This window comes from Candidatus Binatia bacterium, from assembly GCA_029248525.1.
Taxonomy (GTDB): Bacteria; Desulfobacterota; Binatia; order UBA12015; family UBA12015; genus UBA12015.
On record JAQWJE010000041.1, the window covers coordinates 1 to 12,398 of the forward strand.

A 12,398-nucleotide genomic window follows, 5' to 3' on the forward strand; every position below is an offset into this window, starting at 1 on the left:
GAAACCGTCGACCAGAGCGCCGGGCAAGCATGAAGACCCGGTGTCGCGCTGCCCATAGGTTCGGGCGCTCAGCATCAGCTCCGGCTCGGCGGAGAGGTCCACCAGGCCCTCCCCCAGGATCCGAAAGACCGAGTCGTCAAATCGCATCACGTTTACCGGCGCCACGATTTCACCATTTTCGACCCATAGCGTGGCGAATCTCGTCATTCCGGTCATGCGACAGGCAGGCCGGTCGCTGTAGTTCAGATACCAGAGGTTGTTGATCCACAATCCGGTTCCCAGCTCCTTGAGGATCTCGGACGCGGCCAGTGTGCCACCGTTCATCTCAAGGCATGTAGGCGACTCTCCGCCGTTTGCCCCGGTCGTCTCCACACCATACTCGGCTGCGCTGCGTGCAGACACGAGCGAATCACGATACGCGCCGCCCTCCACCAAGCTCACCTTCGGCGGTTTAATGAAGCCTTTTGAGTCAAAGGCCGGGCTGCGTCCTGCCGCGGAGTGTTCGTAGAGGGATACCCTCGGGTCGAGAGAAGCCTCTCCCGCAACTGCCTTCATCAACGGACTGATCTTGCTGCGCTGCGCCTTGAGGCCAAATCCATCCCAGGACATCAGATCCGTGATCTCACAAAGAGCCGCGGGTGCGAGGTACACACGGTACTCTCCCCGCGCAATGGTCCGGGGCGCTCGAGAGAGCGCTTCCACCTCGGCCCGCGCCTGCTCCATCCGCCGTTGAAGCTCCTCGGTGGACCAGCGGGCGCCGGCATATCCACATTTCGTCGCCTTGTCCCCAGATTGGTACACGCTCCAATCAAAGTGAAAGCTCCGGGACTCAAACCAGTTACGCTGCCCCAGCGAATTCGCGAAGCCGCTCATCACATCACCCGCAGCCCAGATGCCTACGAGGTCCAGGCCCTCGCCCGCACGGATGATCTCATGGATGGCGTCGGTCGAGGTGGGTAGATCCGACTCAGCCCGCATTTCCGTCGATCGGACCTCGCGGTTGTATATCAAATGCGGGTCCTCGGGCAGATACGGAAGCTGCTCGCGCAATTCACCGATCAATGCAGCCCCCCGGGCCCGGTCGACCTCGCCGTCGCCGGAGAGCACGTACGACGCGCTGACGTGCCGGGACTTATCTATCAACTCGATACCGAGCGAACCTTGCTGCACCGAGCCCGCTTGCCGCACGCGGCAATCATTGAGGCGCACGAAATCAGAGCGTTCCGCCGACAGCGAACAGAGCAGCACTTCATCGCCCCGCAGACACGCGGTCAACTCGTCGGCCAACGTATGAAATGCCCTCTGCATCACGCGCCTCCGAACACCTCAACGTTGGAAAATCGACAGACCGGCGAGGCATGCCCGACCCGAATCACCTGGTTGGGCTCACCCTTGCCGCAGTATGGGGTCCCAAGCACGTCACGCGTTTCCATGCCGCCAACGCCAGTCAGGTTTCTCCAGAAGCTCGCCGAGACGCCGCGGTAGTTCGGCTTCTTCACGACATCGGTGAGTTCCCCGTTCTCAATCAGGCGGCCATACTCACAGCCGAACTGAAATTTGTTTCGGCTATCATCGATCGACCACGAAATATTGGTCTCCATATAAACGCCGCGCTCGATGCCCCCGAGAAGGGAGTCCAGGTCTCCCTCTCCCGGTTCGACATTGAGGTTCGCCATGCGGTCGATGGCCGGTCGGTTCCAACCATTGGCTCGAGAGTTCGCGACACCCTGCACCCCGGCGCGATGCTGGGACAGGACGCTGCCCAAAGGACGCTCGAGCTTGCCTTCGCGGATGATGTACTGCCGCTCCGCGTTGACCCCGTCGTCGTCGAAGGCGTACGAGGCGAGCTGACCTTGTACCGTCGGTGCATAAGTGACGTTCAGCAACTCGCTGCCATATTGGTACGACCCGAACATATCGAGAGTCACGAAGCTCGTTCCGGCATAATTGCGCTCGTCACCCAGAATGCGATCGAGCTCCAGTGGATGACCGATGGATTCATGGATCTGCAGCATCATCTGATCGGGTGCGAGCACCAATTCCGTGGTCTCGGATGGACAGTGGGGTGCTGCCAAAAGGGCCAAGGCCTCCTGCGAAATTCGGTCCGCTGCGGCTTCCAGCTGAAGATCCGAGAGCAACTCAAGGCCCGCCTGACGGGCAAAGCCTCGACCACCCAGACTCCGGATCACGGTATCGGTGCCGTCGTTGGCCGCTACCTGCAGATGGGGAACCAGAATATGTTGCGTCTGCGCCACCTCGCCTCCGCCGTTCGTGACGTAGAGGCTCTCCGCCTGGGTCCACCACAAGGCAGACTCCCAATCGACGATGCGGTCATCTACCTTGAGACGCCCGGCCAGATCGCCAAGCAGGTCGATCTTGTCGCCAAGGCTCATGGTCTGCCACGGCACCTCGTTATCCGATTCGAAACTGCCCCTCGGATGCGGCATGGGGACGGCCGAGAAATCGGTCACCCCGATATCCGCCGTCCGGGCGGCCCACTGCTTCGCACGGCTGATCGCCGCCCGAATACCACTGCGGCTCAAGTCCGGGGTGGCCCCATAACCGGCACCACCCCCATGGTGCACCACCACCATCGCGCCGAAATCATCATCATTGCCAACCGGCTGCAGAACTCCTTGACGTGTCCAAACCGTTTGGGAGCGCTCGCGGCTGACCCGAAGTGAACAAAAATCAACCCGGGGCATCTCATCGCGAAAAATCTTCGCTACATCATCAAACATACGAATCCATTTGTGCGGCTTTCAAAAATAACCAAATCCGCTTCAAGATACCATAGAATAGCGTCAGGTTACTTGGCCTCTTGCAACCTCGCCCACACTCCCCTTCCCGGCCGCAGTCGAGCCGGGAAAGCAGTCAGCGTGCCAGGCACGGAGCCCGCCAGATCGGAACCTCAATTTTGCGATGATTTTGCAACTAGCTAGGGTGGCACAATGACCACGGAACTCGGAATGCTTGTCCTTACGGCGCTGCTGTCGATTCTCCTCGCCTTCCCCCCACTGATCGCTGTGATCACAACTCAGGGATTTGTATACGGTCTCGGGAACCGTGAGCTTGGCGGCGAGGCCTTGCCCGAATGGGGCAAACGCGCCGAGCGGGCTCATCTGAACCTGCTGGCGAATCTACCTGCCTTCGCGGCGCTGGTGCTCGTGGCGGGACTCGCGGGTGTCTCAAACGAAGTCACCGAGATCGGTGCCCAACAGTTCTTCTGGGCGCGAGTCGCACACGCCGTCATCTACATTGCCGGGATTCCGTATATTCGGGCAATCGCTTTTGGCGTGAGTCTCGGCGGCCTGTTCGCAATCGCAGGAGAACTGCTGAGCGCCTGGTCTGTCACAGCATAGACACGGTCTGCGGAAACAAGAACACGGCCACACAGGGGGCAGGACGCCTGCCGGAAGTTTACGAGGACCAAGGCAGGTATTCAGGAAACCCGGAAACGTAAACTTCCTGCGTCATCCTCCGAAGTTGTCGAAGGTCCAACAGGGCCTAAGGAGCTTCGCCGGCATCGGCAAAAGCGATCCCAAGCCAATCGCCATCAATTTCCTTAAAGACGTTAACCCGCCAAGTTGGGGCATAGGCCACACCGTCCACCGCGATCGTCCCGCGATACGAAACCGTCAACGTGGATCCAGCCCGCGTCGTTGTGAAATCCGAAAGCGCAAAGTCGCCAAAGGTTTCGGCATCAATCGTCGCAAGGACTGCCTCGCGAGAACTGGGGCCCGTAGAAATCACAGACTGGAAACTGCTCGCAAACTTCGCTGCCAGCACCGCGCTATCCCCAAGGTCGAGACCTTCGTAATACTCGACCACCAGACGCTCGCCCAACTCCTGAATATCCCGATTTTCGCCACTCGACGAACCACAACCCGTCGGCAAGATAAGCATGCCCGCCATCAAGATAGTCGCCATCGCCAAAGTCATCAGTTTTTTCATTGCCCCGATATGCCAGACCGTCAACCCCATGGGAAGTCGATCCGACGGCGGGAAACAGCAATTCCCTGTTTCTCTCGACGGCCCTTTCTTCATCAAACAGAACCCGGCAACCGATAACCTGCCACACTGCTTCCCGCCCGCCGCAAACCGCTGGCGCCCACGCTCGGATGCGATAAGACGTCAGATGTTGTTACGCGCCGGACAAGCGGCTCGGCGTGGACGTCAAACCACAAGGGGATACAGCGATGAAAGATTTAAAGGGACGGGTTGCCGTCGTCACGGGTGGGGCCAGCGGTATTGGAAAGGCGTTGGCCAAGGCGTTTCTGGGCGAAGGAATGAAGGTCGTGATCGCCGACGTGGAAGCGCCGGCGCTCGAGGCAGCACAAGCAGAGCTGGGCGGCGAGGTCATGGGGGTGGTAACCGACGTTTCCAAACCCGAGTCCGTAAACGCTCTGGCCGATCAGGTATTCGCTGCCCACGGCGCGTGCCACCTCCTCTGCAATAATGCCGGCGTGGCCGCACCCAACCTCGATCTCTGGGAGACGGAACCCAGCGATTTCACCTGGGTGCACGGGGTCAACGTGGGCGGAGTCGCCCACGGCGTGCAGGCCTTCGTGCCGCGCATGATCAAATCGGGCGAAGAGGGGCTGGTGCTCAACACCTCCTCCGGGGACGGCGGCATCTCGCCGCTTGCCCAACAGGTTGTCTATGCTTCGAGCAAAGCTGCGGTTTCGATCATGACGGAGTGTCTCGCCGCACAACTAAAGGGGCGCGAGACCAATTTGCGCGCGGCCATCTTCTACCCATCCGGTGGGATGCTGCCCACAGGAATCTGGACCACGATGCGCAACCGTCCGGCGGAGCTGGCGCGCCTCAAGCCGGCGGGCAAAGAGCGCGAGACCACCTTCGATGAGTTCATGGAAGGCGCAAAGAAGGCCGGCTTCGATCTCCCGGTGCAGGACCTCGACGAACTGGCCCAGTTTGCGCTCAAGGGAATCCGCAACGGAGACTTCGTGATCATGATCGATCGCGAGTCGATGGAAGCTCAACTGAACGATCGTGCGGCCAAGCTCGCGCGCGGCGAGTGCCCGATCGAATTGCAACATATGGGGCTTGACTGAGAATCATTCCAGCGGGATGACGCCAACCAGCCACGAGCTTGCGGCCGAAAGTCGCTGAGATGGAGCCTGATATGAAAATTCCGAGAGGATGTCCACGCCGGACGCGTGACTCGGCCTAGGGGAGATGATCGTTGTCGCCGGTCGCCGTGTTTCCCGAACCGCCGCTCACCGTCGAAGCCCTTCCCTCGGCCCTGTTGATCGAACCGCCGCTGATTGACGAAACAATTCCTGTGGCCACGCCGTCCTCGCCACCGCTCACGGCCGAATCGCGGCCAATCGCCTGGTTGCCCCACCCACCACTGACCACCGAATAGTGACCGCTCGCGACGTTATTGCGGCCACCACCGACCGTCGCCCACATCGCATCCGCCTGGTTGTTCGAGCCACCGCTCACCGAAGATTTCGTCGCGGATGCCGTGTTACCGTCGCCGGAGCCAACCCAGGACATCTCGCCCGTGGCCGAGTTGAAATCACCGCCACTCACCGATGCAGCGTTCGCCAATGCCTTGTTATAGCGCCCACCGCTGACGGACGAAGAGTCGGCGGACGTCTCATTGTCGCTCCCCCCACTGATGGACGAAAACGACCGCCGGCCGTATTCCGGTAGCCACCGCTGACCGCCGACCAAATACCTGTCACCCGGTTATCACGGCCGCCCGTTGCCACCGCCCCGGGGCCCTCGGCAACATTGCCTTTGCCCCCACCGGCCACGGACTGTTCACCGCTGGCGACATTTTCCTCACCACTGACGACCACCGCGCCAGTTCCCGAGGCCTCATTTCGCCACCCCCCGACAACCACGGAAACCTCTTCCAAAGCGTCATTGTACACGCCGCCAACAACGGCGCTGGCAAACTCATGGGCCTCATTATCTTCGCCGCCCGCAAGAGCCACCCACGGGCCGCTGGCGACATTTCCCACCCCCGCAAGCAGGGCACCCGCGCTTGTATAGGAATGATAGGGACCGATCACCAAATTGTGGGATCCAGTTTTGTCCAGGTAATGTTCATCCGGTTCATCGTATCCGATGATCAGGTTGCCGAGGCCATTGACCGTGGGAGCGTACCGGTCGCCTTGTCCCTCCGAGGAGCCCTGTCCACTGCGAATCTAGACATTGGCTCCCTCGAAACGAACAATATTTTCCGTCGTATCGACCGAGAGGTATTTCTCCAGAGCCGCTCCCAGGGAGAGCTGAGTGGTCGTCCCGATAGAGACCTCGATCGGATCACCACTTTTCTTCTGCTTGCAGGCCGCTCGCAGTCGAATCGGCGCACCATCTTTCGGAGCGCCGTTCTTGTCGACTTTCACGCATAGTTCGAGAGCGTCGGCAGGCAACGCGACAAGCAGGACTGGCAAAAGGGATAGAAAGACAAAACGGAAACCGGACATCGAAAAGCCCCTTGGGCACGAAGGCGAGGCCCGCGGCATCACCCGCAGGAGAAGATCAGGGAAATCAGACCACACTAAGTGGGAATTATTCTTGCCTGACCCCTTGTGGATTGGTCAAACCTCGATCTTTCCCCCGAATACCGGGGCTCGAATGGATTCCGATGAGAACTTTCTTTTCCGGCAGGTCGATCAAAAGCGGCTTCAGGCCGCAGGTCTCGGGACTGGGGGCTTGCCCCACAGTTCACGCTTCTACCGATCGCGTGTGATTTCGAGTCTGCCTAGATGATCCGAGCCACGCGTTTTCCAGAGTCCGGATGGCGCGTCTCGACATCTATTTCCCTTTTGCAATTTTATAGAGATTCATTTTATTGCCTGCCCCTGTTGAGTTTTGGCAAGCTCGGGATCTAGAGGAGTGTCCACATGTCCAATGTCATCATCGTCAGTGCGGACTGTCACGCGGGTGCCCTTCCGGCAGCCTACAAGGAATATCAGCTTTGGACCTGCTGTTGATTTGGTCCAAGCACCCACTTGCCACACACGCGCCCCATAGACACCGGTTGAACGGGGTTAATCGCGGATGGTCCAGATACGGAGAGAGGATCCTCTCCCGACTCAGCCGCCAAAGGGAGGTGCGGGGTTGCCCGCGAACTCCTGCGTGTGTTCCTCGGTCAACTCGATCTCGGCGGTCGTCCGGTTCACCGCGGGCAGAGCCGGGAGCGGGCCGCCGCCATTGCCCTACGGAAATACGTGCGGCGGATTGGTCGCCCAAATGCCGTTCAGGAAGGTATCCACTCTATCGTTGACAGGGTTGTTTCTGTTCGTCTCAACGTGATCGCCGGTGGGAGAGAGATCAAATATATGAGGGCTGTTGGGTTGATTATCAATCGCCTGAACCAACTCATCATACATCCAACCGCAGTTACTTAATCCAGCTGCTTCCGCCTCGGGGATTGTCGGCAGTATGCCTCCGCGGTAGCCCGCGCAACCAGGATCCTTCTCACCGATGATGAACATGTGGGGCACCGCGGTGAACCCACCATTGATCTTTGCTATCGGGTGAATGCCGAGTTCCTCATAGGGAAAACCAATTTTGTCCATGCCATCGGTACGAAGATCACCACCATTGAAAACATAGCCCTCTTGTCCGACAAAGATGTCGAACATATCGAAGACACGTGGCGGCACAAAGGTCCAGGAGTCCGCCACAACGGCTGTGAGGTAGACGCCTTCTTCGATATAGGCCTGAGACATGGCCCATACGCCAAGTGAGCCTGCACTGGTCCCGTGCGCAAAAACCTGAGTGCTCGGGTATTGGGCGACGGTATAGTCCACCGCTGCCATGGTGGCTTGCAGGCCGTTTACCTGCCTCACCCCGCCATTCGGGTTCGGATTGTTCGGGTAGGTGGCGCCTCTGCCGCTATAGTTGTCGTGGTCACACAAGGCGGGAAACAGCACCCGGTACCCTTCCTGTATCCGTCGCGTGAGCGTCGAGCTCATCACTTCGCCATCTGGGCGGACAGTATTGTAGAGTAAGTGTTTGTCGATGAAGTCGTCGAACGTTTCCTCGTGGTTCCAGGTGTTCATGGTTAGGGTCTTCACTGTTTGGTAAATTTGGTCCTCATCGAACCAACCATATCCGCCGCCGTGTAAGTATGCCCATAGGGGCCTCTCAGCACCGGGATTGTTCGCCGGCTCCACGACCATAAAGGTGTAGTTTCCAGACAGGCCACACGTGTAGGCTTCGTTGCGATAGAAGTTGAGCTCAAAGGAGTGACCATCCCGATTGAGTGTTCTGGATTCGACAAGTGTGATCTGATCGGTGGTGCGGGCGACGGTCAGGTCGGCAACCTCGCCGGAAGCGGCCTGGACACATTCAGTGAGATCGTCACGTACGGTCGCCGCATCCCCCATAGTGGCGCAGGGCCCCCTGAGCTCGAGCTTGGCGAACTCGGCCTCGAGCTTATCGTCGCAGCGACTGAAGTCAGGCGTCACGCCCTTCCTATGCGCCTTCGACTGCGCCGTGAAACGGCAATCCGCGTACCTGCCTGCTTCCTTGATCTTCGTGCTCTGACACCGGTCCGTGTCGTTGCCCACCCCCATCGGGCCACCGAGGCTCGACGCCACAGGTTGGACGCACGCCCGCCACGCGTCCAAGACCGCTGTCGCATCGCCCAGAGCAGGGCGGCACGCTCCATTCGCCCGGTTTTCGATGTTGGCGAACTTCGTGACGAACCGGTCCTCGCACCGCTGGAGCCGGTCGGCATCCGGGGGCAAGAACCTCCTCATGGCCCTGAAGACGACGGCGGCCTCGCACTTCGCCGCCCAGCCCAGCGCCTTGTGCCGATCGACCTGGCAGCGCGCAGCCGGCTCCAACGCCGCCGCCCCCGCTGCGGTCAGCACCAGACTGAAGAGTACGATCGGGATTGAGAGTCGACTGTTTCGCATATTTACATATTTTAGCTGCGGTGGTAGGATTAGTCAACCCACCTAAATTTCTAGGTGATTGACCTAAAGAGGTGTTCATGGCGACTGGTGCCGGAGGAGATACCCGCGAGGAGCTGATCGATGCGGCCGAGGAATTGTTCGCCGCCAAGGGGATCGAGAAGGTGACGCTGGCCGCGATCACGCGGCTGGCCGATCAGCACAATGGCGGTGCGATTCACTACTACTTCGGTGGGCGGGACGGTCTGCTGGCGGCGATTCTCGATCGCCATGAGGCATCACTCGACAAGGTTCGGATGGACGCGCTGATCGAGCTGCGGCGGTCCGGTTCGGTGACGGTCGAGGCGCTGCTGCGCATTGCCATCGGGGCGCTGGCCGGCCGGCTCGATTCGGCATCGGGTCGGTCGTTTCTGGCGATTCAGCGCCAGCGGCTGGTCGAGTCTGCGGGGTCATGGAACCTCCGCTCCACGACGATGCGGCTCATCGCTGCGGAGATCGAAGCGATAATCAGCGACTACCGGTTCGACGAACACGAGACGGAGGAGCGGCGCCGTCTTGTCACTCAACTGATAATCCACCGGCTTGCCGATCGCAGCCGTGAAGAGACCGAGGGGGCCGCTACGCCGCGCACGTTGGTGATCGAGACGCTGGTGTCGGTGGCAACGTCGATATTGGTCAACGCGGGTCGAACCACGGCATCCACCTGAATCTATTGATGAGTTGACCCGTGGAAGGGCCGCGCGTCGCCTTGAGCTAAGCCGCTACGCGGCAGCGGCCCCGCCGCGCACCGCGCGTCAAAGTGCAGGGAGTTGGCTCCGAGCAGATGCTCCAGTTGGATCGTGATTGCCAGCTGGACCTCGGACAGTTCGCGGGGCGCGAGCTTCGCGCTCTCCGCAGAGAAGTGTTCCAGTAGCCCCGGGATTGTCGCCGGAAGGCTGATGTGGGCTGGTGTCGTGACGACTTTGTTTCCGCAGCAGCTGATTCTGATTGTTTCCGAGTTTTCCAATTTTGCGCACCATCTTCACAATCTACTCGTGCTTTCGTTTCGCCGGAAGAATCCGGGGCGAATCCGGTTGCGGGCGACTGCCCGCCTTTTGGCGACTGATATACTGTCATTGCAACACGAGTCGAATCTCTGCCCGTCGGGGTAAACCTTCCGGGCAATCTCATTGCTCGGATTCGGATTATATCTCGGCAGGCAATGAGGCTGGACGTGCGGCCGGATCGAGCGGGAAATCTCGCGCCTGTCAACGGATTCGAGGACCTCAAGGAGAGCCTCGGAGAAGCTGAGGACGGCCGGTTTTCCAGCCAGTTCTCGAAGCCATTTCTGCGCGTGTGATTCCGCGTGTGATTTCGACTCTGCGAGCAGCGTTTTTGTGATGCGTCTTTGGGTCTCAGGATGGCGAGTTTCGGCCCGGTATTTCCCTTTTGCGATTTTGCAGATATTCATTTTATGCCTGCTCCTAAACGGGTTTTTGGCAGGCTCAGAGTTGAAAGGTCTTCCATGTCCAACGTCGTCATCGTCAGCGCAGACTGTCACGCAGGTGCCCTTCCGGCAGCCTACAAGGAGTACATGCCGGAGCGTTTCCACGAGGCCAGTGATCAGTGGTGGTTGCAATATATCCGGGAAATGATCGTACGGACCGGCACCTTCTTCGACCAGGAAGCAGTCGACGACTACACCGACAAGGCCGGTGAAGGCGGTGCGCGTTGGAGCCAGATGTCAAAGCTGCCCGACCAGATCGGAGATGCCGACCTCTGGGCGATGCTCACCGACGAAAACACGGCCTTCGCGCCCAGGCGAGGTGAATGGGACACATCGACGCGTCTCGCAGAACTCGAAGCCGACGGCATCGCGGGCGAGATCATTTTCCCCCAGATGGCGCCGTTCGGCGCGGGGCTTCTGCAATACCGCAACCCGGTCGACCCGGCCGCCAACCTCGAAGGCGTGCGCGCCTACAACCGTTGGCTGGCCGATCTCTGCAACGCCAACCCCGGCCGCCACGCCGGAGTCGCTCTGATCAACGTCGACGATATCGAGGTCACCTGTCAGGAAGTTCGCGATGCCCGAAGGATGGGTTTGTGGGGCGGCGTCCTGTTGCCGACCAGCACCGGCGAACACCCCTTCTACCACCACCCACGCTACGAACCGCTGTGGGAGCTCTGTGCCAACGAGGGTATTCTGGTACACTCCCATTCGGGATGGTCTCCCGACTACGGCGACGTTCCCTCGGCCACCGCGATGTACATCAGCGAAGTCGCGATGTGGGCGCACCGCCCGTTTACCGCGATGCTATGGGCGGGTGCGTTCGAGCGCCACCCCGACCTGCACCTGGTGCTTACCGAAACGGGCTGCTCCTGGATTCTGGAAACCTTGCGCCTCATGGAGTGGAAGGTCGACCTGCCCTTCTTCCAGCACTTCAGCCAGGGGCTCTCGCTGCGCCCCACCGAGTACTTTCAGCGTCAATGTCATCTAGGCGCATCCTTCCTCGAGCCCCACGAAGGCGCCGATCGCCATCGCATCGGTGTGAACAAACTCATGTGGGGCTCTGACTATCCGCATCTCGAGGGAACATGGCCGAATACCATGGATGCGCTACGCACGACCTTCGCTGAGTACCCGGAAAAGGAGACGCGAGCGATTCTGGGAGAAACGGCAGCGGAGCTCTACGGCTTCGATCGCCAGCTTCTCGAATCCGTAGCGAAGCGGGTCGGGCCGTCGCTTGAACAGATTCAGACCGCGGCCTGAGGCGCTACCGCTGCGTTAGGCAATTCACTTCCTCTCGCCATCCCGCAAGAAGCATCCTCGATCTCCGCTTTCCGCCCACAGCAGAACCGCTAGGCAGACTGTCGCAAACCGCCAAGACGGCTAAAGTTCAGTCCTGAATCGCTTCAGGTGCGTCGTCCCAATTTCTGATCTGCCTGACCTTTACCCACTTATCCTCACCCATCTCGACGAGTCGGCCCGAGGTTCGGATATCCTCGAGGTCGGTAAAGCTGATCGGACCGACGACAGTAAGGAGGAAGATGTCGGTATAGTTAGCCGTGCCCTTCGCTTGAGGACTTTGCCCCAACAGCTTGCCCTCTTCACTCCACAGGGTGAGCCCGAGGCCCGCCCGCCCCCGTTCGGTGATGGATTGGAAAAAACTGAGTGCCTTGCCCCCTCCCCCTGGCAGCGGAATACCCACGTAGAAATTATCGACGTCACTTCCGGCAAACCGGACATCGGCCTGGATGACGGGCAGCGATGCGGTCGTGTCGACCGAGATGGTCGCTCCGTGAGAAACCAGATGCTGGCGGAGAAGGCTTTTGATCCAGTCGGCATCCTCCGCATCCGGGCTCACAACTTCGATCTTCCACGCACCGCTCAGAATCGCCTTGTTGAGGGGGATCTCATCCACTGCGCGAAGAATCGCGGTCCGAGTCAGTTCCTGCTCCAAGGCCGTTCGCCCATCGACAACCATCAAGGGGTTGAAGCAAGCTGAAATGAAC

The 12,398-nt window shown here is 59.8% G+C and carries 12 protein-coding genes; 4 read left to right on the top strand and 8 right to left on the bottom strand.

The features are described from left to right. On the bottom strand, positions 1-1,308 hold a 1,308-nt coding region (locus tag P8K07_10010), incomplete at its 3' end, for a metallopeptidase TldD-related protein (protein ID MDG1958853.1). Continuing rightward, positions 1,308-2,741, bottom strand: coding sequence for a TldD/PmbA family protein (locus tag P8K07_10015; protein ID MDG1958854.1), 1,434 nt, complete (start codon positions 2,739-2,741; stop codon positions 1,308-1,310). The genes P8K07_10015 and P8K07_10010, both read right to left, overlap by 1 nt. 210 nt (positions 2,742-2,951) lie before the next feature. On the opposite strand from P8K07_10015, the gene P8K07_10020 reads away from it, so the two are divergent. Further along, positions 2,952-3,362, top strand: a complete 411-nt coding sequence (locus P8K07_10020; protein ID MDG1958855.1) for an MAPEG family protein — start codon at positions 2,952-2,954, stop codon at positions 3,360-3,362. 145 nt (positions 3,363-3,507) lie between these two features. Here P8K07_10020 and P8K07_10025 read toward each other — a convergent pair whose 3' ends face one another. Next, a complete protein-coding gene (locus tag P8K07_10025) occupies positions 3,508-3,954 on the bottom strand; it encodes a nuclear transport factor 2 family protein (protein ID MDG1958856.1) in 447 nt (148 codons plus the stop codon). 245 nt (positions 3,955-4,199) lie between these two features. Between P8K07_10025 and P8K07_10030 the strand changes: the two genes are divergently transcribed. After that, positions 4,200-5,075: an SDR family NAD(P)-dependent oxidoreductase gene (locus P8K07_10030; protein ID MDG1958857.1), complete on the top strand. Its 876-nt coding sequence runs from the start codon at positions 4,200-4,202 to the stop codon at positions 5,073-5,075. A gap of 115 nt (positions 5,076-5,190) precedes the next feature. Here the strand turns inward: P8K07_10030 and P8K07_10035 are convergent, their stop codons facing one another. From P8K07_10035 to P8K07_10050, 4 genes are all read right to left on the bottom strand, one after another. Further along, a complete protein-coding gene (locus tag P8K07_10035) occupies positions 5,191-5,577 on the bottom strand; it encodes a hypothetical protein (GenBank protein ID MDG1958858.1) in 387 nt (128 codons plus the stop codon). After that, positions 5,556-6,047, bottom strand: coding sequence for a hypothetical protein (locus tag P8K07_10040; GenBank protein ID MDG1958859.1), 492 nt, complete (start codon positions 6,045-6,047; stop codon positions 5,556-5,558). The genes P8K07_10035 and P8K07_10040 overlap by 22 nt, the downstream gene beginning before the upstream one ends. Positions 6,048-6,182: 135 nt before the next feature. Then, a complete protein-coding gene (locus P8K07_10045) occupies positions 6,183-6,464 on the bottom strand; it encodes a hypothetical protein (GenBank protein ID MDG1958860.1) in 282 nt (93 codons plus the stop codon). A 735-nt stretch (positions 6,465-7,199) separates the two neighbouring features. Further along, positions 7,200-8,909, bottom strand: coding sequence for a hypothetical protein (locus P8K07_10050; protein ID MDG1958861.1), 1,710 nt, complete (start codon positions 8,907-8,909; stop codon positions 7,200-7,202). Positions 8,910-8,986: 77 nt separating this feature from the next. Between P8K07_10050 and P8K07_10055 the strand changes: the two genes are divergently transcribed. Next, a complete protein-coding gene (locus P8K07_10055; protein ID MDG1958862.1) occupies positions 8,987-9,613 on the top strand; it encodes a helix-turn-helix domain containing protein in 627 nt (208 codons plus the stop codon). 797 nt (positions 9,614-10,410) lie between these two features. After that, complete coding sequence (locus P8K07_10060) at positions 10,411-11,655, top strand: amidohydrolase family protein (GenBank protein MDG1958863.1); 1,245 nt, start codon at positions 10,411-10,413, stop codon at positions 11,653-11,655. A gap of 127 nt (positions 11,656-11,782) precedes the next feature. Here the strand turns inward: P8K07_10060 and P8K07_10065 are convergent, their stop codons facing one another. Next, positions 11,783-12,370, bottom strand: a complete 588-nt coding sequence (locus P8K07_10065; GenBank protein ID MDG1958864.1) for a hypothetical protein — start codon at positions 12,368-12,370, stop codon at positions 11,783-11,785. Positions 12,371-12,398 lie beyond the last annotated feature (28 nt).